Origin of the sequence: Bacteroides sp. BFG-637, assembly GCF_024793605.1 — a bacterium.
Lineage (GTDB): Bacteria > Bacteroidota > Bacteroidia > Bacteroidales > Bacteroidaceae > Bacteroides > Bacteroides vicugnae.
Genome location: NZ_JANUPD010000002.1, coordinates 5,005,272 through 5,024,035 on the forward strand (window position 1 = coordinate 5,005,272; position 18,764 = coordinate 5,024,035).

The window sequence follows — 18,764 nt, forward strand, 5'->3', positions numbered from 1 at the left end:
GTTAGAATCTTGTTTTAAATGAGAAAGCCAGGCTCCACCCTGCAAACGTCCGGTAAAAGCCGGATTCCGGAAGAGTGGAAAGGCTGGTTAAATCCAGTTCCTTAGTGACAGGGCAACCGGTGGCAGAATCTTCTATCAGCATTTGTTTGATACGCTCCATAACCGGCTGCACCTCTTCGATAGTCTCATAAGCCCCTTTACGTTGGGGATCGTACTTGCTCATAAGGAAAATAACGCATAAATTATTTTCCCTCACATTGTCAGCCGAAAGGCTGGCACCCGTTCCCGACGGAATCAGAATAAAGAGCACCGGACATTCTTCTTTTGATAGCCCCTGTATCGTCTTACTCATTTCCTCGTCAATGGTAACGGGTAGCACCTTCTTTATTTCAGGAATACGTTTTTGTACGCCTTCCCAGTATTCACGGTAAACCTTTATATCTATCATATCGTCAATCCCTGATAACGTTTCGCCTCCCATTCACGGCGGGTAACAAGCCCCGGAAGAATCTTACCGCCCCCGTATATCCACTTTTTAAACTCTGCCGGTATGGATGGCTCATACGCATCCGCTCTGATCTTCTTATAAAGCGTTGATTTCTTGAATTTTCCGATACCTACATTAAAGCAAAAGCTTACTACCGCGTCAAACTGGTACTGTCCCAAATGAAGGGGAAGCGCGTTTACCTGGTTTTCTACCGCCCTGATATCCGATTCAAAGAAAGCGTCGGCCCGGGCCTCGGTGATAACATCTCCCGGTTTTACGCCGGTTGTGTGACCGTAACCGATCGTACATACTCCCGCGGCACATACATACGCTTTCAGGCGTAGCCCCTCAAATTGCTTAATCTTGTTTTTTGTTCCTGTTGTTGTTCTCATTTCTTGTTACGTTTTTGGTGTAAATACTCAAACTTACATTTATACAGATAAAGTAATACATCCCAAAAGGGTGTATCGTCCACCTCCTTCTTATTACCGAACACGCCGGAAGCCGCCACTTCAAAGACTATTCCGGTCCAGCCGGTTTTATCGTCCGCCTTCCGGTCCTCGGATGCCAACTTCTGAAATAATATCCGAAAGTCAATATCTTCACCACCAATATAAACCGGTCCGGAAAGAACCATTTCCCAAACAGCGGAAAAGAAGTTTACCGCATGAATGGCAAGCAAGGAAGGAACGGCCGGCATCTTCTCCGGGTCCTTGTACCGGTAAAGCTTTAATGTGATATCCTGGAAGATTTCATTTATAGCCGGTTCGTCTTTTTCTGTCGCCGCCTGCTTGCTTTGCTGCAACAAATCCAGGCAATCACAAAAGTTACCGAAAGTAAGACCGTTCAGCATGTCACCGACACCATGCCAGCTCCCAAAATCCTGCATCAGGTTACGCCCGGTTTTCAGAATGGGCGTAACGATCCGCTCGCCCTCCTTACCGGTCGTATAAGAGAAAAAGCCGTCCAGCTTTTCCAGTTGGCCGTCCAGCTCCCGGATGATCTCACGCCGGTACATGGTGTAATCCGCTTTCATGCCCAGAAGGAAAGAAAGCCATTTTACGCGGAACTGTCCGGGGCTGATCGTACCGCGGTTCATCAGTACCGACAATATAAGAAACTGCCGGTACTGCTCACTGCTGACTTCATCCAGGCATGAAGGAACCTCCGCCGTCTTACTATTATATGTAAACTTCTCCATGTCCGGACATTAAAAGGTTATTCCTTTGGATTGTACGGTAACACCCGGTATATAGTAATCCACCGTTTCCGACTGCGCATCCAGTTCCCTGATGATATCCTGCAATACATCCAGGTAAGCCGCCGCGTCCTGCTCCAGACTGTTAGCAACCGATTGCCGGGCCTCTTTTTCCGCCCGCAATTTATCCCGTACGGTTGTGCTCTGCTGTACCTGTACGATTCCATTGGGTAGAACTTCCACCGGTAAACGTTCAACGGCCTTTTTTATGGTGAGAAGTGCAAGCGGGCGGCGTACATACTCCAGCAATTTCTCCGTTAAAACGGTATCGCCTTCAATCAGTTTATTATAACGGTTCCGGGTGATAACAGGTATTATCTGCCCGTCCTGGACTTCCCGGATCATAGGAATAAGCACCAGAAAAAGCCGGTGACTGCCGATATTGTAATATTCATCGAACGTTTCCTTATTCTGGATTAGAAGCCGGTTTATAGCCTTTTTCTTAATGCCGTTCATCCAGAAATCAAACTTTTCGCGGTCCATTAACTCCACCAACGCGTCTACGGCTTCATAAGCCAGGTTCCGGATATTCTCTTCATCCTTGAACTCCTGTAAGGCGGTCATACCCGTTTCATTCTCTCCAAGGTGTTTGCCACGTCCGGCCGTTCCGTGTTGTGCGTCTAAAGTGGGAATGACCTTTAACCAGGTAAACATTGCCACCGCCTGCTGCATCAGCCGCAAAGTTTCCGCCATGCCGTCCGGTTCCGTACCGTCCGCATGATCTTCACGGTAATACTTATCTACCGCGTCTATGGGTTCCGTTCCGATGATAGCCTGTAAATCCCGAATACCCAGCGGTAAGATAGGTTCCCACTTGGTAAAATCAAGATCATTATCGATCAATCCCAGAACACGGACTATTTCACCGGCACCGTCACCGCCTTTATTAAATAACTTCGTCATTTGCTCGGTCTCTTTTTAATGTATATGGTTTCCAATTATCAAAATCCTTTGTGAAATTGTTTATTTCATCGTAGAACTCCTTATAAAAGCGGGCCAGCCCGGTATCTATCGTTATACAGGTCTGCTCCGTGCGCGGATTGGTGTTCACATTGGCCGAGCTTTCTATTACAAAATCAAAAGCGTTACCAAAACCGGCCATTACTTTAGCATGATTACGGAAGATGCAGACACGTGATCCGAAACGTTCCGCCACCTTCTTTAGGTATAAATAAACATCCGCGTAGGAACCTTGAAAGATTTCACCTACATAAAAATCCGCGTGCCCTATGTCTTTTCTCTCCAGCCATTTCTCCACCTCCTTAACATCGGTAATTGCCATACACCAGGTAGAAATCAGAACATATTCCACCGGTTGTTGCTTCACGATCACACGAAGATAAGTAAGGCTGTCAACGTCCCCATGACTGATACAGTGATAAGACGCCCCTTTCTCAAAATGCCAGGGCAAACACTCTTCCAGGTGCAGCTCCGATTTTATCCGCCGGTCAAAATGAACGTTTTTCGTCCGGCGGGCCTTTATATGCTTATCCGGGGTGTTATCGGCCCGGTTCTCTTCCGGTTGCCGGTCGCTTACCGGTTCTTCCGGCACATCTTCCGGTTTCGGTGTAAAAAACAGACTACGCATTTTCTTTCATACGGTTAGAGGGTGAAACGTTCTGTTCCGCTTCCACTATGGTACGATAAAGCCCTACTTTCGTTGCGGTACCCGGAAAGTTGGCATTAATATACTGCTGTAACGGCTTACAAAGGATCATGTCCGGAATAGCCGTTTCAGAAGCGTTATACACTTTCAGGCTGTATAATTTCTCCGATCCGGAAGAAAGTTTGTTTTCTATAATCAGATTTGAAAGTACCGGATCAAGACCGAAGCCGGAAGTGGCGGCAGCGTCCGCCTTATTGGATATCTTAATCTGGGCGTCCACATAATCCTTTATCTTCTTATCCAGTGGTTCCACCGTCCAGCCCTCAAAGTTATTCGCTTCCGGATTCCAGAATTTGGTCGTGTGCATGTATTTTCCGGCGTTCTGCCTTCCGGTAATGTTGGAGGCGAATTTCTCCATAGCTTCGTCCTTGAAATCTTCCAGCATCTGGGCCGTGTATTTCTCGCCCGTACGCTCGCAAACCTGTTTTATACGTGCTTCCGCGCGGTCCCAGTAAGACTGCGGCGATTCGATATGCAGGGAAATGGCCGAAGCGTTTTCGTTATAGGCGATCAGGATAGCGGCCAGACCGCCGGCAAGCTCCAGCCAGTCAAGCGCACCCAAAAAACGCGGTGTACTCATAAAATCCTTGCAAAAGGAATAGATATTATAATATTTCACAGAAACCGGATATTTGAACGGGTGGGCCGGATCAAAGACCGGGTAACGGTAAGTATAGGCCGGATCAGGATAAGGAAAGTCGCCCACAAGTACTTCCTGCGGTTCATCCTCGCCGTCGGGAGGATATACCAGGCGGGCCTTCTGGTAGGGAATATGTTCCAGCCGTACCAAACGCCCGGGATTGCCTACACGCGGCGCACGGTTCCGGACAAACTTTATAAAAAAGCCCTGCATGTGTGTTAAGTCTACGAGTGAGCGGTGAAGAACCGTCGTGTAATCCCACGACTCCAGGTCGGCGGTTATTTCCGGATCGAGTTTCCAACGCCGGTAAAAACGGTTATTCTCTTCGTCGATCGCATCCTCATACAGCCGCGGGCCTTCTCCCCACTGTAAACCGGCTATTTTACCCATAATACCTTCACCGGCGTAGAATTTATCCAGTAAACGCATGACCTCGCCCGGCATGTCGTTATTGTCACCCATGGGAACGATAAAGGTACCGTTTACGCTGATCTTTCGCGAAAAGAAAGCCCCCCGCCGGTTTAACTGGATGCTGGAAGGTTCCCAACCTTTACCGCGGCCACCGATAGAAAAGGAGATCAAACCCTTGTCGGTGCCGGTATCTATAATTCCAAAGTTGCCACTTCGTCTTATTTCCATAATCTTAAATCGTTATTCTTTTCCCGTTGAACTCCATTACCAGACATTCCCAGCAATTCAGCGGCCGGCCCGTTGTGGTGTCCGTCAGGAATAGTTTATAGCTTGAATTTTCGATGCTTTCATCCGTCGCCTTTTTCCTCAAACGGGCGGCAGTAAGTATCACCATGTCGCCGCCGTCCCGCGTCTGACGGTTCCATTTCCGGAACTTGATAGAAAAGGTACCCCCGGAAATGGTAATCCGCTTCCATCTGTTCTACCGCTACATAAAGGTTTATTTTTTCCATAGCCGGCGGATAAAGTTTTTAATACTGGCCCAGTTATCATGTACCAAGCAGAAGGATAGAAAGAAAAACATGAATTTTAGGAACGTCCATAGGCTACACCCGTTTGTAGTCTTTTCTTTTTCCTGGCTTTGTTGCTTAACGTCGGATTTACGGGTAACGGCTGTTTCCGTTTGACTGGTAGTTTCCTTATGATCCCGGAGGGAACTGCTTTGATTCTTTCCAGTTCTTTTTTCAGTTTTTCGGTTACTGAAATCAATTTCTTTAATTCTTCCGAGGCTGTCGTAGTCGATACGGATATGCGTACTATCTTCCCGGTAAACGTCAAGTACGTGCTCCTCATGGCTCGAATCTCTCCGCGCAAGTTCAATAACTCCGTCAGTAGTTGTTTGTTTTTCTTCTCCAGTTGCTTCTGTAACCGTTTTTCGTGTAACAGAGCGAGGAGAACGACAACCGTAAAAACAAGCTGCAAAACAAATAAGAATAAGTAGGTGTACGATTCCATGTCTCATAATTGATTTTAGTTATTAGTGTCGAAAGTGATAGATTTACGGTTCAGGCAATTTTTCACCCCGCAAAGAAACGGTTTCATGATATCCATTACGCGGGCGTTCTGCCTGATATCCTTTTCCATTTCGTTACATTTCTGCTGGAGTTCCCGGTACTGGCTCTCTACATCGTCGATCCGCTGTTTCAATTCCTTACGGTCATTCTTCATATCCTCAATCAGTTCCTGGTAAACCTCCTGTACTGACTTCATGGCGTCAGCTTCCGCCTGTTTACGGGTATACCGGAGAGTGAATAACCAAGTCAGGCCACCCGTGCAAAGAGCTGTAATAATCGCTGTAATTATCGTTTCCGTCATATTAGTAGAGTTGAAAATGTTACATTATAGTCCGGACGATACATACATGCGTCAAATAACCCGCCACGATCCCGGCCAGGTCTGCCAGAATATCCTTCCAGTCCCATTTATTACAGGGGGACATTTCATCCCCGTATTCCTTACCCAGTGAAGCACCCAGGGCAAAGGGAACACCATAATCACCCAACAGGGCACATATAGCGTAATTAATTCCGAAATGCTTCCATTTGTCCGTTCCTATTTTCATAATTTGAATCATTGGTTACTGCAAAGGTGGGAAGAACGGAAACGGACGAAAAGGACATAAAAAAGAGTGCCGGGAACCACCCCGGCACAAACAAACCCTAACCTGGGACTTAAACCCAACGGCTGCCTTTTCAGCCGGTATGCTAAATTGTTAATATTAAGGATTAGACAACTTTTCGATGTCTTTTTTCATCATACGTAATAATTGAATCCTTCTTAACACCTCATTTGTTGGTGTACTTTCATCTCCTTTCTCTATTAGGAAATCGATTAGGTCCTCAATAACTTCGATGTAACAAGCGGAAACCGGTTCCGTCTTAGTTTGCCACTGTGTCAAAATCTCGGCACTTTCATCTGTTATATGTGCGCCGTTTACTTCTATATCTTTCATAACAAATCTTTCATTAAACGTTTTTAATCGGTGTAGTCTCTAAGGTAGTGAAATCAATTATTCCGGCCTGCCGGTATATCCCGAGGGCGACTTTCCTAAACCGTTCGTAATTACGTCTGTCAATGGGCGATAACTGCCACCTCTTCATGTCTTTCATCAAATCCGGTATATTATTGGCACTATTATACAGACAGTTGTTTTTACCGTACTCGTGATGAAGTGATACAGACTGAAAATCACCGGAGAAAACAACCAACCGCAAACGTTCAAGTTCAAGGAAAGCAAACTCATTGTTAACCTTCTCCACCTTATAGGCTCTTAATTCAATGGAAGGCGTGCCGTATTCACGTCTAACGAAAAATAGGATATCAGGATTATTTGTATTCATTTGGCACCTCCTTTTAAGTCTTCTAATTTAATATGTGAAATACTTGTTATACTTTCCAGTACCCCGTCGCATACACTTTTAACCCTTAATCCGCGGGAACCGTCTTTCTTGGGTAAATTCAGGTGATAATACGGGCGATTCCTCCAGAATGTAATCCGGAAAATCCAGCCACGAACTTTAAAAGTAGCATTGCTTATTTTATAATCAATCTGTATCAGATCACCCGGTTTAAATTTACTTTCTTGTAGAAACATTTCCTGTATTTCTTCCTTTTCCTTCTTTATTTCCTCAATCCTTTTATCATTGTTTTGTAATTGAGTAAGTAACACTTGCTGATATTCAGTATATATCATTCGGCACCTCCTTTCTTTTCTATCTGGGGACGCTCTGAAAACCTATATATTCTTTTAACCCGGTAAATGAAAAAATAGGCTACAGGCTTGTCACAGCCGTTATTATGTGTTTTAGTGTCCTGATCTATATGAATAAACCCGCTACCGGAAGATATTTTCAGCGGCATTGTTTTAGGGTATTTCTCGTTCAGCTCCTTTACCTTTGCTTCCAGTTCAGTTTTAAAAGCATCAAAGGAAATTTTATCAGGGCAAAGCGTATTACCAAACTGGTTTGCAAACTCTGCCATTTCAGCACATTTTCGGTTCTGTGGCTTATATTCGTTAAGCTCTATAAAATAAGATATCATTTTCGGCCTCCTTTCCTCGCTTTCTTGGCACGACACACACATATAACTGCACCAATGACAGCCGGTGGATAGATAAAAGTAAGACAGAAACAAGCGATAGCAGATAAGTAATAAGCCCCAGAAGTTGAACAAACAGTACATTCATGTTTCGGTTCCTGAAAATAACGATGTTGGATTGTGTTTACGTCCGTGCTACCAGTACGGAACGAAGGTACATAGCTTGTACCGGATTGAAATTCATTTTTCATAACGGTGTTAATTTTGACTATTTTACATGGGAAAGGCGGTTACCATTTCCCCTAATTCGTCAAAATTAACACCGCAAACCGTCCGAAGATCGGGTTATAAGTTTAGGGAAAGGCAACCGCCTTGTATTAAACAAGCACTTATCGGGCATAAAAAAAGCCCGTTATTTATTCGAGCCAATAACCGAGACTCACCGGACCGCACCAGCGGTGTTAACTTTGACAGGGGCAAATGTCGGCATTAAATTCTGAACAAAAAAAAAAAAACGTTAATAAAAGTTTATTAGGAAAGAAAGTTTCTCGACTCTACGATTCGTTACTTCGTAACAAAAAACGCCCACCTGATTAAGGGTGAGCGTTACACACTATAATTAATATTCTATTTGTCTTTTAAATTAATTCCCTCTTTTATCTGTTCATCAGAAGTTACCTTTTTACAAAGAATATAGTGATAAACAGGGTCTTTGCTCATTCCTTGTGTAGGTGTAACCGGATAAGCCAGTATTAGTTCCCAACCCAATTTAGCCAAATAGTTAACGGCGTCTATCATTGAATTAAAATTCATCTTTTCACCGTTTTCATCTACTAAAAAACGAGCATTTGGTGTTGCCCATTTTGCCTTCTGGCCGAAATCTACTTCTATTTTTACTTTTGTACCGGTTATATTTCCAGTACCCACGATTTCACAATAAGCCTTATACGGTTCTTGTGCAATGGCTGCCATTGTTAGTATGGCCAATACAATAACTAAAAAAATCTTTTCATATCAGTAACTTAAAATTAGTGTGTACTTTAGTTTGTACCACCCCGTAAGTCCTGACGGTATATATGCAGTGTAATTTTGACGATTGCAAAAGTACTTAAATATATACATTTATAAAAAAATATTACCCCAAAATCAATCAAAAATGAAAGGCAACCGCCCCAAAATACACGGTAATTCACCCAAAAATGGGCAAAAAATGAAACAAAAACACATAAAAAACGCACTTTTTCGCGTAAAATTTTGGTCTAAATGCAGATAAACGACTGAAAAACAGTCAAAAGCCGAAAAAAAATTCAAAAACTAAAAAAATGACACCTTCCGAAGACCGAGCCGCTCAGAAGTCGGAAAGCAGTTACCCTCCCCCTAAAAGGTGAAATATGACCTCTGGGGAGGGGTACCCGTAACCTGGTAACACAAAAAACGCCGGAAAACCGATTTTCCAGCGTTACAAGGCAATTACCTTTTATGCCTGTTCTCTATCCATTGATCCACAAACGAGTCGGCCTGCAGTGTCCGCTTGCCTCGTACCAAAGCTATCCAGCCGGGGCGCATCAGTAAGTATTTGAAAGCGTCGGAGAAATTGGTGGATAACATCGGTAGTTTTTTCGGTGCCAGCTTTTCGGACTTCTTCACTTTGAACACTACCTTAGAATTACCCCGGTATTTGATTTCAGCCTTTGCCTTTTCTACGGAACTAACCATTTCTTTACAGTTCACCGCATCAACCAACAGGATAGGCAGGTTCTTGTTGGTACCGCCCATAATCTCCTGCATAAAGTCGTATTCCGCATCCTGCCGGATAACTGCCTGTTTACGGCTCTTTAGGTTTACGATCCAGCCGGTACGGTTTCCGCTGCCGTCTTTTTCTATGGCGTCTTTGATCTTACCCGCGTAATCCTCCTTCTGTTTCTCAAAGTTATTACCTGCACGGTCATAGTACAAATCCAGTTCTTTATATTCGTGGTTCTGGAAGAAAGTGAGGAACTGGTCGGCGATCTCCCGGAACCAGCCCGGCGGTATCTCAAAAAAGTTCTTATGTACCCGGTAATAAGCACCGTCCGGCTGACCGATCACCAAAGAAAGCATATTACCGAAGTCCATACCGCCTTCAATCGTTTTATCATGGTGCAGGTACCGGAGTTCCCGCGAGCTGTAAGCGGCTTCTCCGGACATGGTACCGTTATAATACTTATGTCCTTCACCAAACAACACATAGAAACGTAAATCCCTGCGAAGACCGGGACGCATACCCACCACCGACTTCTTAAATTCGTGAAGCTCCAGCGTACCATTATACAACCGCTTTAAATAATCAATCGTAAGTATCTCAACATTAGCGAATGAAGAAGCGTTAAGAAAGAACGTTTGTCCTTTTCTCAACTTCAACAAAGCCCGGTCGTAATATTCAATATCCCGTTTCAAACGTTTCAGCTTCAAGGGGGAAGGCTTATTTTTTCTTTCTTCTTTTAATAGAGAAATTACCAGGTCATTACGCATACTTGCCGCCTGTACTATTTTAATGATCCGTTCCGGGTCCATTTGCTTGACATACCGGAAAAACCAGTCGTACTCGTTTTCGTCGATATCCGGCATATCGGTAGTAATGGTTATCCCCAGGAACAAATGGGAATGTCCGTAAGTGATCGCATCACCGCGAAGAATAGGCATAGCGCGGTTTACTTTCATTTCCTTGTCGTACTTCGCTTCATCATAAAACAGGTGTATTACAGACTTTCCGGCAAGCAGCGAAGGGTTATCCAGTGATCCCATGAAAATAACACATCCGTTCCAGAAGCTGTAAACATGCTTGTAATCATCCACGATAACCGAACATTTACGCCGCCAGGATTCAGGCGGGCGGGTATCTTTTACATAGTGTACCCCTTCGATAAGCCCCATAAGCTGCCAGCCCTTCTGAACGGCCGGCATTATATTATCTTCCAGGTTACTGTAGGTATTGGCAACAAAAGCGAACGCACCGCCGGGCATTTCTTCCACACAACGGGCGGAACGTCTGGCTTGTATAACGGTCGATTTGGCCGTACCGCGCCCGTCAATAGATACAAGAATAGTAGTATCGATCCAGTCCGTCAGAACCTGGATTATATGGCCGTATTTGATTTCTACATCATCGGCGTTACTCACCTTCGTTGTCTTCACCGAACTCTTTGATATCATACAACATACGTTTTTTCAGGTCAAAAGCTTTAATACGCGCATCCTCTTTTATATTCTCACGCACAATAACAGGAATTTCCGGTATCGCATCGATAAACTCTTCCAGTTCTTTACGGTCGATTTCAGGAACACCCAGATCCTTACGGCTGGTAGTATAAATAACCGTACTTTTCTGTGCAAGCAGTTCCTCCGGTATTTCGGCCTGTTGATCCTTGTAACATCCGCGAAGTTCCGCCGCCAATTTCAGCAGGTTCTTAGCCTCCTTCACATTTCCCATAAGAAAGACGGTATTCGCCCAGTTTTCGGCCTTTTCAGCATACAGATTAGCGAAAGCCTGCGGGCGTACGTTATCCTGCGTATAAAAGAAATTGAGACTGTCAGCGTACACCTGGCGGGCCATCCAGTCCGAAAGCCCGTAAGGTTCCGACTTCAAAAGGCGGATGATGCCGGCCTTTGTCACCAACTTACCATTTATACGCATACGGGCACGAAGTCCCCGTACCATTTCCATAAGGCTGTAATATTCCCTTTCATCGGGCGCGAGGGCTTCCAGCGTACCGGTAGAAAGAATCCTTTGAATCTGGTTGATATCCACCTTGTCAAAGTCTATTCGTGAGGGCTTAATTAAATTCGTCGTCATCCATTTGTTCGATTAAACGTTCGAAAGTATGTCTTTTCCGTACGGCCTCCAGCTGTTTTATAGCTTCCACGTTTCCACCTTCCGCCGCTTCCATGGAGTTTTATTTCAGGGGCGGCACGTGCTACCAGAATCCCTTCCCGGATCAGGAAGTTAACGGAAGTTCCTACCGTTTCCGCATCCCGGACAAAAAGCCCGGCATCCTCCAGAGAAAGCCCCAGGGAAACAGCTATATCTTTCGGGGAATATCCTAAAGAAGACAAACGCCGTACATCCTCCTTTTGCTGCGCATCCAGGTAAATACTATCCACCACCGTTAAATCGTTCATACGCATCTTTTATTCGTTTCTGTGCCGTGAAATAATAAATTTCGTCCTGTTCCATTAATACAAAGTTCCGGCCGCTTTCAATGGCTGCCACGGCTGTAGTACCAGAACCGCCGAAAGTGTCCAGTATCAGATCGCCGGGCTTTGTACTGTCTTCAATCAGTTTACGGATCAACGCCACCGGTTTTTGTGTGGGATGAACCTTTTCACCTTCTATCTTTTTGGCACCGGACGAAAAAGATCGGATATTATCTATTACGTTTGTGGCACCGATAGAAACACCATTTCCACAATGAAACAAAATAAGCTCATGTATAAAAGCGTAATGATTACCCGGCCCCGACTGTTTGTTCCAAACGATCATGTTTGACGCGCCTAAATACAAGTCAAACAACGGATAATAAAAAGCATACCCGCGCCAGTCCGTAAAAAAATACACGCAAGCACTGGGTTTCTTCACCCGGTTAAACTCCAGGAACAAATCCCGGTAAAAGGGTTTACAGATAGACAAATCTTTAAAGCTGCCTTTCTGCCCGTTGTGTGTCATTCCCAGGAAATAAGGCGGATCGGTTATTATACAATCTACAGAATTGTCCGGAACACGTTTCAACGCCTCCAGGCAATCCTCGTTATAAATTTGGTTTGTTATCATTGGAAAGTTGTTTAAGCCGGCTTTCTTCTTTTTCTATCCGGAGGGTTAATGTCTTGAGCTGGTGCCCCAGCTCCGAGCGGTCGCAAGGGTGAGAAAAACGGCCCCGGTCCTTCATGAGCCGCTGCCGTTTTCCTGTCAGACTGGCAATAAGTTCAACTACTTTTTTTTCGCGCCTCGATTTCTTCCTCTATGGCCTTTTGTGTAGTCTCCCACTTTTGGATCAATGCAAGGGCACTCGCTTTCTTCTTCTCATCATCTCCGGCCTGTTCCAGTTTCGCCTTGTTCTTTGAAAGGTTGGCGCGGGCGTTATTCAGTGCCTTTTGTATGTCGATATCCGAAAGGTTCTCGACACCCTTACGGACGGACAAACTTTTTACCTTCTCACATTTACCCAGAATCTTTCCGTTTTCCCGGTAATATTCCAGCTCGTCCCACATTTCGCGGTTAGCAATGAAGTTTTCCACAACCGCCTGCGCTTCCTGTGCTGTAGAAAGTGAACTGACATCATCCGGCGTAGCTTCCAGGCGGGCGAAAGCTTCCTTATACTTCCCGTATGCGGTGAACATGTCGGAAACAAGTATTTTCAGAATGTCGGGGCAATCCGAAGAGTTCAGGAAGGTAAATTTCTCGCGGAAACGTATCATTTTGGTTACGGTTTCCGGAGCCGCCTTGTATCGTTTCTCCGCCTCTTCCAGTTCCTCTTCCAGCTCTTCCACACGGTCAGCATTTTCATCCATGGAAAGAACCTTATCCCGGAAATCGGACGAAACGAGTTCTTCCACGCTGACGCCGAAAGATTCGGCAAGTTCCAGCAGCAAATCATCGCTGTATTTTACCGGCGTTTTGGTTGCTTCCTCCCGGACGGGTTCCATTTTTACCGCGGCCGGCTGTTTGGAGTTGCGCCGGATCGTCTTAAATTCACGTTCGGAAAGCCCGGCCAGCTTCCGTAGTTCCTCTAAAAGAATGGCCTTCATCGTTTCCGTTTCTCCCTGCCGGCGGAATGACTTCTTTAACATACGGTTGATACCGTATTTCTCGTATAGTTCCACGCCCTGAATAAAGTTACGCGGACCGGCCAGATAGGTAATAATTTCCTGTTTCATACTATATAAAATTTAATGATACAAAGAAAAAAAAGGTAATTACCCCAAAAAGGACAAAGGGTGGCCGGGCATGTGCTGCCGGTCACCCTTTGAATGATATAAAAGCCGTTTACTTACGCCTCATAACGGCTTTGTTCAATCCATTTCATAGCCTCCGAACCGTCGTTAAATGCCCGCAACGTCAGTTGGGAACCTTCGGAAGCGGTAAACGTCTTACCACCTTTCAGAAGGAAATTACCGCCTTTTTCCACTGTTGGCGCAACGCCCGAACATCCCATAAGGGTAATTACCGATCCATGACTTCCACCGGTAACACCGGCTATTTTGGCCGCACCTGCAGAAAGCTGGTACTGCCCGTCTGTCTGGTAATCTATATCTGTAGCCCCGGCTTCCACTACGGCCACCGGTTCTTCCAGGGTGTCGGTACCCCGGTAAATGGCGATATCATCCCCCTTGCTGATCTGGGTGAAAGTAAGTTCGTTCGTATTCGATTCATTGGAACCGGTATAAGAAACGGATAACTTACACGGGTTACAGGGCGTTCCGATCAGATCGGCAGGCTTTCCGCTACAATAACGGAGCACAACGATACATTTTTTGGAAAGCCAGTTTGTCTTAAACTCGCGGATTTCCTGTTCATTACCGGGATGATTGAACTTAACGGAAGGCGTATAACCTTCGGCGTCCGTTTCTCCGTCACTGTTGGAACTGATTTCAGCGGTACCGGGTGTCAGGTAAATACCGATCGCGTAACGTCCCGCCTTCATTACGATATCATCCTCGATAACCACGCCGGCATCGTTTCTCTGCGGAAAGGAAAGAATATCGTCAACGTCGTAAATTACGAGCTGATCCTTGGGCTGAATACCGTTACCGGGATTGCCGGACGGCCTTCTTACGCTTGCTTTTACGTATGTCATAACTTAATGATTTATAAGGTTATAAAATGGAAGGGATAAAGTACCCCTTCCGCTAAAAATTAGCCTCTTGCCACTTCGTAGAATTTACCGTCGGCGGCTTTTGCCAGCTTGATAAACTTGCCTTCGGAAAGTGTCATAGTTTCGGTTAAAACAAAGTTTCCACTGGCTGTAATGGTGGAAGCATATTCAGAACCGCTTCCGTAGATCGTGTAAACGACACCGGCTTCCGCATCTGTAAAGTTAGTGATTGCCGTTGCCTTTGTATTCTCACCAGTAACGAATACTTCACCGTCAAGCAAGGAAGGTGTCGTTTCATCCGGTGCAAACTGCAACGCATCGGAAGAAGCGTTTTCGCGGCCGATCTCGATAAATTTACCGTCGGCACGTTTCATCAGTTTAATAACATCCCCTTTACCGGGCTGCCAGGCGTCGGAAATAAGTTCAAAGTTTCCGCTTTTCTCAATCTTAACGCCTTTATCCACGCTTCCGCATTTCAGGGAAATAACCGTACCTACCGGCGCATCTTCAATATCAGTAATAGCAAATTCGGCTGTATTGGCTACGGTAACAATGGAGGTATGAAGCTTAGCCGACGGGTTCTTGTCCTTGTCAGCGTCCACAAAGTAAGACGCCGGGCGGTCATACTCATTACAGAAGATCATCTGACGGTTATAGTCCATATCTTCTTTCTTGGTGTACTTGAATCCCACGGCAATAGCCCAGATACTTTCACGCCAGTTACTCCATACTTTCAGGCTCCAGTCTTCCTGCTCCAGGTTGAAAGCCGTCATTTCACCCGGCTTGTCCTCGTAGGTTTTAATGTTGCCTTCAAACGTCCAGAAGATACGGTGGTGGTTGTCAGCATTGGGAACCGGGATAATCTTTACCGCCGGATATTCCTTCACATACATGATATTAGCCTTGTAATCCTGGTTCTGTCCGTAATGCAGTTCATTGTATTTATGATACAATACAATAAAGTGCGAAGGCATATAAAGTGCCAGGTTACCGCTGTCACGAAGAACCGCCGGGATCATGGAAGTACCCTTGTACACCTTTTCACCGATGTTTGCTTCGGTAAGTTCTCCCAGCTCGAACGGCTTGATCTGGTAAACGAACTTTCCGTTATTGATATCGGTATGTCCGTTCACTTTCTTGTTCAGGAACTCATACAGACCGTCAGCTGCAGCAAGTGCTTTGCCCGGTTCGTTCAGATTCGGGTCCTTACGGATTCCGTTAATACGGCGTTGTTCGCGCTCGTTATGCAACTTCTTGGCAGTTTCGGCCAGGATGTACTCGATAAAAGACCACTTGATAGGGTTTGAACCTTCCTTGTTCAAAGTGCCGATCCAGGTTTTCTCCAGGGCTTTTAAATTTTTGAAACGGTGTGCAAACATCACGTTGAACATGCGCAGGGTTTCATCGTCGAACTCGTAGGAACCTTTAGTCACCTTGTCGAAGTCGGATTCCTCATTACCGGCCTGTGAGAACTCACCCAGCCAAATGTTTACCAGCGTAGCCAAATCCTGATAACCGGATTCAAGCGGGAAAATACTTTCAATGGAAGGAAGTTCCATTAAAAACGACTGCAAACGCTGTTGCCAGGGAATACGGTAAAAGGCCCCGAGGTCCTCCTTCAAACGGCTGTAGTCAATGGAACTTGCTTTCGGAAGAGCAATCATTTCAAAACCGGCAGCCTCCATTAACGCAGCTTTGGCGCGAAGGTTATACGGGCGGTCCAGTGAGAACATTTCACCCTGCAAGCCTCCCAGCTGCTTTTCATCCTGGAGATTGAAAGCCCCTTTACCGTCCGCCTGGGCGTTGTGTTGCTTCCCTTTGCCCGGATCATCTTCCGCAGCGGCCGAAAGTTGGGCGATAATGCCGGAAAGCTTCGTTATTTCGGCATCCTTCTTGGCAATTAACGCGGTATTGTTCCGGTTTTCGTCACGCTGTTGCGTCTGCAAGGCTTCAAGCTGTTCCTGCGCTTGTGTCAAACGGGCCGCAGTATCACCCAACAAACCGCGAAGGAAAGCGGTTGTTTTAGGCTCCTCGGTTTCCTCTCCCTGGTTCCCGTCTTCGGCTTCGTCCTGGAAATCGTTTTCGAGGGACGCTTTAAAGTCCGTGAGGAATTTTTCAGTAAAACCGTAATTTTTCAGTTTTGCCACTTCCTCGACCGTGATAGAGTTTTTATCCTCTACCTTGCTCCATTCCGACAAGCCCAACAAGGCCAGAATGTGAGCGGAAAAGCTCTTAAATTTCATATATACAAAATTTTGAAGTTAATACTATATGTTATACATCTCATTTACTTTTCTGACGGTAGCCTGTGCCAGCACCCACTTTACCGCGTCTTCCAGCGTACCGAACTGATCGATATAGCCGTTTGCCACGGCTACGTCGCCGGTGAATATCTGTCCCCGGAAAAGGGGAAGTTCCGGATCGTAGGCAATACCCAGATTCCGACTGATCGCATCGCAGAAAATACGGTGCATGACGGCCAGACGTTGCTTTATAGGCTCTTCGTTGTTATCATCTTCAATCGCGCGGGTTTCATAGTTTTTCAGGTCGGCACTATCCGGATAGATTTCCCGGTAATCAATGCCCTGTTTCTTGAAATATTCCTTAAAGGATTGGTAAGTAAGCATGATACCGACGGAACCGACTTCACACATAGGGGAAGCGATAAAGGTTCTGCCGGCGGCGGTTCCCAGCCAGAAATGGGCACTACCCATGGTACCGGCCACGTAGGTGGCTATAGGTTTGGAAGATTCGGCGATCATTTTAGCCGCCAGGTCCACATGTGCGACCATACCACCCGGACCGTTGATCCACAGGACCGCGCCGCAAATCTTAGGATTATCGAAAACATCCCGGAGCTGCTTTTCCAGGCGGTAAGTCTCCCAGGAATACAAGGTGCCTTCCAGGATAATGACGGCCACACTGTCAGAGGGTAGCGTCTCATCGTCCAGTTCCCACCGGTTGGCAAGGTAAGGCGTAGTAGCGTAGGCGGTTATTTTATTATTGTCGAGCCGTTTTTCGATCGCATCCAGGTTGCCGGCTGCAACACACGGCACAAATAAGGAAAGCAACCGGTAATAATCATTATCAGCGATTGCCCAAGGTGCTGTAAAAATCTCCTGTATTTTGTCCACGTTCTCTTTTTTACGACAAAGAAAACGCCTATATCATAGGTAGAGAAGGACTGAAAGGAACCTACAGGAACGCATCAACGCCCGGACCCGTACCGGACAGGGTGCAGTTATACAGGCCCCCGCCGATCTCAAAAGAAAAGGTAAGCGGGTAATCGGGAGAACCGGAAACACGGGTGTTACCCGTTTCGTCAGTATAGAGGGCGACAAAAGGCGTCGCTTTCAGATTTTCCAGGTAAAGCGTCTTATTTTGCGACACGTCGGCAAGCTTGAAGGTATGTTTTTTAGTATAGACGTCTTCATTTTTGCTGTCACCCGGTTTTAAGGTTCCCGGTACGATCATAAGAATATCAGGTTTTCCGATAGAGCGGATAACGACTTTCGAGAGCACGACGCCAAAATGGATAATGTTGTAAACGGGAACCAGTTGCAGGCTATGGGCGGCGGATATTAACTTTCTTGACATAATTACAGATATAAAGTATTGATAATCAAACATTCAGCATTTTTCGGACGTTTTTCAGCCAAAAACCGGACAAAAAAGGACAAACAGATACAGTTGGTAGGTAAAAAATAACTTGCTTTTTTACACTTTTTTTCGGTTATAGGCCCTTTTCTTCTTGCGCCTGAAACTATCCCGCCACCGCTGGTAGTTTTTCAGCAGCCCGTCTTCCTGAATGGAAGAGATATCATACTTTTTCAGGAAGGTAAAAACGGTTTCCTTAAACTCGATTCCGTGCAGGTGCTTGTTTTCGTCCATGAGTTCGTGCAGCTCGGCCCACATCAGGGCACGCAGACGCTTTTCAAGAATGGCGGTACCGCGTACGGAAATGTAATTGAACTGTTCCGGAGACTTGCCGCCGGCAAAATTGGCCTCCCGGCGGTCAGGCAGCATAAACTCCAGGTTGCCGCGGTCAGCCGGACAATTTACCGGCCGTTTCTCCATGAGATCGTAAACGGTCACATAGATATCGGACGAAGAAGGAAAACGGACGGTACCGACCGTTTCGTCGTAATATTTGCCCCGGACATACTCGGCCAGGTAGGATTCGATCTGTATTCGGGTGGTAATCATAGCAATAACATTCCTTTTTAAAGGCAAAGATATTCCTTTATCGGCTGTTGGTCTGCCATTTACGGGAAAATGTAGGCTTTCAGCCGTCATTTTGATAAATATACTCCGGGAGAATAATTATAATATGCCTTTTCCAGCCACCACACACCCGA

The 18,764-nt window shown here is 45.8% G+C and carries 24 protein-coding genes and 2 pseudogenes; all 26 read right to left on the bottom strand.

Going from position 1 to position 18,764, the window contains the following annotated elements; all coding sequences use genetic code 11:
• Nucleotide 1: 1 nt before the first annotated feature.
• The 26 genes and pseudogenes from NXX38_RS19475 to NXX38_RS19600 all read right to left on the bottom strand — a co-directional run bounded on the left by NXX38_RS19475 (nucleotide 2) and on the right by NXX38_RS19600 (nucleotide 18,612).
• Nucleotides 2–448, bottom strand: a complete 447-nt coding sequence (locus NXX38_RS19475) for a hypothetical protein (protein ID WP_004318197.1) — start codon at nucleotides 446–448, stop codon at nucleotides 2–4.
• Nucleotides 445–879 (bottom strand): lysozyme, encoded by a 435-nt coding sequence (locus NXX38_RS19480; RefSeq protein WP_004325871.1) that lies wholly within the window; start codon nucleotides 877–879, stop codon nucleotides 445–447. Before NXX38_RS19480 ends, NXX38_RS19475 begins: the two co-directional genes overlap by 4 nt.
• Nucleotides 876–1,688, bottom strand: coding sequence for a hypothetical protein (locus NXX38_RS19485; protein ID WP_004325870.1), 813 nt, complete (start codon nucleotides 1,686–1,688; stop codon nucleotides 876–878). Before NXX38_RS19485 ends, NXX38_RS19480 begins: the two co-directional genes overlap by 4 nt.
• Before the next feature lie 9 nt (nucleotides 1,689–1,697).
• Nucleotides 1,698–2,648 carry a DUF6712 family protein gene (locus tag NXX38_RS19490; RefSeq protein WP_004325869.1) on the bottom strand — a complete coding sequence of 317 codons (951 nt, stop codon included), beginning with the start codon at nucleotides 2,646–2,648 and terminating at the stop codon, nucleotides 1,698–1,700.
• Complete coding sequence (locus tag NXX38_RS19495) at nucleotides 2,632–3,333, bottom strand: hypothetical protein (protein ID WP_004318193.1); 702 nt, start codon at nucleotides 3,331–3,333, stop codon at nucleotides 2,632–2,634. Before NXX38_RS19495 ends, NXX38_RS19490 begins: the two co-directional genes overlap by 17 nt.
• Entirely contained in the window at nucleotides 3,326–4,690 is a 1,365-nt protein-coding gene (locus NXX38_RS19500; RefSeq protein WP_004318192.1) for a hypothetical protein, read from the bottom strand. The genes NXX38_RS19495 and NXX38_RS19500 overlap by 8 nt, the downstream gene beginning before the upstream one ends.
• Before the next feature lie 4 nt (nucleotides 4,691–4,694).
• Nucleotides 4,695–4,974 (bottom strand): annotated as a pseudogene (locus tag NXX38_RS26810) (hypothetical protein).
• Nucleotides 4,962–5,483 carry a hypothetical protein gene (locus NXX38_RS19510; protein ID WP_004318190.1) on the bottom strand — a complete coding sequence of 174 codons (522 nt, stop codon included), beginning with the start codon at nucleotides 5,481–5,483 and terminating at the stop codon, nucleotides 4,962–4,964. Before NXX38_RS19510 ends, NXX38_RS26810 begins: the two are co-directional and overlap by 13 nt.
• Nucleotides 5,484–5,491: 8 nt before the next feature.
• Nucleotides 5,492–5,836: a hypothetical protein gene (locus NXX38_RS19515; RefSeq protein ID WP_004318189.1), complete on the bottom strand. Its 345-nt coding sequence runs from the start codon at nucleotides 5,834–5,836 to the stop codon at nucleotides 5,492–5,494.
• Nucleotides 5,837–5,855: 19 nt separating this feature from the next.
• Nucleotides 5,856–6,083: a hypothetical protein gene (locus NXX38_RS19520; protein WP_004318188.1), complete on the bottom strand. Its 228-nt coding sequence runs from the start codon at nucleotides 6,081–6,083 to the stop codon at nucleotides 5,856–5,858.
• A 156-nt stretch (nucleotides 6,084–6,239) separates the two neighbouring features.
• A complete protein-coding gene (locus tag NXX38_RS19525) occupies nucleotides 6,240–6,473 on the bottom strand; it encodes a hypothetical protein (RefSeq protein ID WP_004318187.1) in 234 nt (77 codons plus the stop codon).
• Between the two features lie 13 nt (nucleotides 6,474–6,486).
• Nucleotides 6,487–6,861, bottom strand: coding sequence for a hypothetical protein (locus NXX38_RS19530; protein WP_004325868.1), 375 nt, complete (start codon nucleotides 6,859–6,861; stop codon nucleotides 6,487–6,489).
• Nucleotides 6,858–7,214, bottom strand: a complete 357-nt coding sequence (locus NXX38_RS19535; protein WP_004318185.1) for a hypothetical protein — start codon at nucleotides 7,212–7,214, stop codon at nucleotides 6,858–6,860. Before NXX38_RS19535 ends, NXX38_RS19530 begins: the two co-directional genes overlap by 4 nt.
• Complete coding sequence (locus NXX38_RS19540) at nucleotides 7,211–7,561, bottom strand: hypothetical protein (RefSeq protein WP_004318184.1); 351 nt, start codon at nucleotides 7,559–7,561, stop codon at nucleotides 7,211–7,213. Before NXX38_RS19540 ends, NXX38_RS19535 begins: the two co-directional genes overlap by 4 nt.
• Nucleotides 7,558–7,809, bottom strand: a complete 252-nt coding sequence (locus tag NXX38_RS19545; protein ID WP_004318183.1) for a hypothetical protein — start codon at nucleotides 7,807–7,809, stop codon at nucleotides 7,558–7,560. Before NXX38_RS19545 ends, NXX38_RS19540 begins: the two co-directional genes overlap by 4 nt.
• 376 nt (nucleotides 7,810–8,185) lie before the next feature.
• Nucleotides 8,186–8,530 carry a hypothetical protein gene (locus NXX38_RS19550; RefSeq protein WP_017142802.1) on the bottom strand — a complete coding sequence of 115 codons (345 nt, stop codon included), beginning with the start codon at nucleotides 8,528–8,530 and terminating at the stop codon, nucleotides 8,186–8,188.
• Between the two features lie 498 nt (nucleotides 8,531–9,028).
• Entirely contained in the window at nucleotides 9,029–10,750 is a 1,722-nt protein-coding gene (locus NXX38_RS19555) for a hypothetical protein (protein WP_113748484.1), read from the bottom strand.
• Nucleotides 10,710–11,390 carry a hypothetical protein gene (locus tag NXX38_RS19560; RefSeq protein WP_007478419.1) on the bottom strand — a complete coding sequence of 227 codons (681 nt, stop codon included), beginning with the start codon at nucleotides 11,388–11,390 and terminating at the stop codon, nucleotides 10,710–10,712. The genes NXX38_RS19555 and NXX38_RS19560 overlap by 41 nt, the downstream gene beginning before the upstream one ends.
• A pseudogene (locus tag NXX38_RS19565) lies at nucleotides 11,371–11,716 on the bottom strand (helix-turn-helix domain containing protein). Before NXX38_RS19565 ends, NXX38_RS19560 begins: the two are co-directional and overlap by 20 nt.
• Nucleotides 11,691–12,365, bottom strand: coding sequence for a site-specific DNA-methyltransferase (locus NXX38_RS19570; protein WP_007478421.1), 675 nt, complete (start codon nucleotides 12,363–12,365; stop codon nucleotides 11,691–11,693). The pseudogene NXX38_RS19565 and the gene NXX38_RS19570 overlap by 26 nt, the downstream one beginning before the upstream one ends.
• Before the next feature lie 152 nt (nucleotides 12,366–12,517).
• Nucleotides 12,518–13,468, bottom strand: a complete 951-nt coding sequence (locus tag NXX38_RS19575) for a hypothetical protein (RefSeq protein ID WP_258980737.1) — start codon at nucleotides 13,466–13,468, stop codon at nucleotides 12,518–12,520.
• A gap of 113 nt (nucleotides 13,469–13,581) precedes the next feature.
• Nucleotides 13,582–14,388, bottom strand: a complete 807-nt coding sequence (locus tag NXX38_RS19580) for a hypothetical protein (RefSeq protein WP_113748486.1) — start codon at nucleotides 14,386–14,388, stop codon at nucleotides 13,582–13,584.
• Nucleotides 14,389–14,447: 59 nt separating this feature from the next.
• Nucleotides 14,448–16,649 carry a hypothetical protein gene (locus tag NXX38_RS19585; RefSeq protein WP_258978854.1) on the bottom strand — a complete coding sequence of 734 codons (2,202 nt, stop codon included), beginning with the start codon at nucleotides 16,647–16,649 and terminating at the stop codon, nucleotides 14,448–14,450.
• 24 nt (nucleotides 16,650–16,673) lie between these two features.
• Nucleotides 16,674–17,540, bottom strand: a complete 867-nt coding sequence (locus tag NXX38_RS19590) for a S49 family peptidase (protein ID WP_113748488.1) — start codon at nucleotides 17,538–17,540, stop codon at nucleotides 16,674–16,676.
• Between the two features lie 61 nt (nucleotides 17,541–17,601).
• Nucleotides 17,602–18,036: a hypothetical protein gene (locus NXX38_RS19595; RefSeq protein ID WP_004303398.1), complete on the bottom strand. Its 435-nt coding sequence runs from the start codon at nucleotides 18,034–18,036 to the stop codon at nucleotides 17,602–17,604.
• Nucleotides 18,037–18,123: 87 nt separating this feature from the next.
• Nucleotides 18,124–18,612: a hypothetical protein gene (locus NXX38_RS19600; protein WP_004303399.1), complete on the bottom strand. Its 489-nt coding sequence runs from the start codon at nucleotides 18,610–18,612 to the stop codon at nucleotides 18,124–18,126.
• Between the last annotated feature and the right edge of the window lie 152 nt (nucleotides 18,613–18,764).

What these genes read in the sequence shown, in the direction of transcription:
- NXX38_RS19515 (WP_004318189.1), bottom strand. Translation starts at nt 5,836, where the DNA reads ATGACGGAAACGATAATTACAGCGATTATTACAGCTCTTTGCACGGGT.
- NXX38_RS19510 (WP_004318190.1), bottom strand. Translation starts at nt 5,483, where the DNA reads ATGAGACATGGAATCGTACACCTACTTATTCTTATTTGTTTTGCAGCT.
- NXX38_RS19520 (WP_004318188.1), bottom strand. Translation starts at nt 6,083, where the DNA reads ATGAAAATAGGAACGGACAAATGGAAGCATTTCGGAATTAATTACGCT.
- NXX38_RS19490 (WP_004325869.1), bottom strand. Translation starts at nt 2,648, where the DNA reads ATGACGAAGTTATTTAATAAAGGCGGTGACGGTGCCGGTGAAATAGTC.
- NXX38_RS19585 (WP_258978854.1), bottom strand. Translation starts at nt 16,649, where the DNA reads ATGAAATTTAAGAGCTTTTCCGCTCACATTCTGGCCTTGTTGGGCTTG.
- NXX38_RS19485 (WP_004325870.1), bottom strand. Translation starts at nt 1,688, where the DNA reads ATGGAGAAGTTTACATATAATAGTAAGACGGCGGAGGTTCCTTCATGC.
- NXX38_RS19500 (WP_004318192.1), bottom strand. Translation starts at nt 4,690, where the DNA reads ATGGAAATAAGACGAAGTGGCAACTTTGGAATTATAGATACCGGCACC.
- NXX38_RS19560 (WP_007478419.1), bottom strand. Translation starts at nt 11,390, where the DNA reads ATGACGACGAATTTAATTAAGCCCTCACGAATAGACTTTGACAAGGTG.
- NXX38_RS19545 (WP_004318183.1), bottom strand. Translation starts at nt 7,809, where the DNA reads ATGAAAAATGAATTTCAATCCGGTACAAGCTATGTACCTTCGTTCCGT.
- NXX38_RS19540 (WP_004318184.1), bottom strand. Translation starts at nt 7,561, where the DNA reads ATGATATCTTATTTTATAGAGCTTAACGAATATAAGCCACAGAACCGA.
- NXX38_RS19495 (WP_004318193.1), bottom strand. Translation starts at nt 3,333, where the DNA reads ATGCGTAGTCTGTTTTTTACACCGAAACCGGAAGATGTGCCGGAAGAA.
- NXX38_RS19595 (WP_004303398.1), bottom strand. Translation starts at nt 18,036, where the DNA reads ATGTTTGATTATCAATACTTTATATCTGTAATTATGTCAAGAAAGTTA.
- NXX38_RS19475 (WP_004318197.1), bottom strand. Translation starts at nt 448, where the DNA reads ATGATAGATATAAAGGTTTACCGTGAATACTGGGAAGGCGTACAAAAA.
- NXX38_RS19600 (WP_004303399.1), bottom strand. Translation starts at nt 18,612, where the DNA reads ATGATTACCACCCGAATACAGATCGAATCCTACCTGGCCGAGTATGTC.
- NXX38_RS19525 (WP_004318187.1), bottom strand. Translation starts at nt 6,473, where the DNA reads ATGAAAGATATAGAAGTAAACGGCGCACATATAACAGATGAAAGTGCC.
- NXX38_RS19530 (WP_004325868.1), bottom strand. Translation starts at nt 6,861, where the DNA reads ATGAATACAAATAATCCTGATATCCTATTTTTCGTTAGACGTGAATAC.
- NXX38_RS19535 (WP_004318185.1), bottom strand. Translation starts at nt 7,214, where the DNA reads ATGATATATACTGAATATCAGCAAGTGTTACTTACTCAATTACAAAAC.
- NXX38_RS19580 (WP_113748486.1), bottom strand. Translation starts at nt 14,388, where the DNA reads ATGACATACGTAAAAGCAAGCGTAAGAAGGCCGTCCGGCAATCCCGGT.
- NXX38_RS19480 (WP_004325871.1), bottom strand. Translation starts at nt 879, where the DNA reads ATGAGAACAACAACAGGAACAAAAAACAAGATTAAGCAATTTGAGGGG.
- NXX38_RS19550 (WP_017142802.1), bottom strand. Translation starts at nt 8,530, where the DNA reads ATGGCAGCCATTGCACAAGAACCGTATAAGGCTTATTGTGAAATCGTG.
- NXX38_RS19570 (WP_007478421.1), bottom strand. Translation starts at nt 12,365, where the DNA reads ATGATAACAAACCAAATTTATAACGAGGATTGCCTGGAGGCGTTGAAA.
- NXX38_RS19555 (WP_113748484.1), bottom strand. Translation starts at nt 10,750, where the DNA reads ATGATATCAAAGAGTTCGGTGAAGACAACGAAGGTGAGTAACGCCGAT.
- NXX38_RS19575 (WP_258980737.1), bottom strand. Translation starts at nt 13,468, where the DNA reads ATGAAACAGGAAATTATTACCTATCTGGCCGGTCCGCGTAACTTTATT.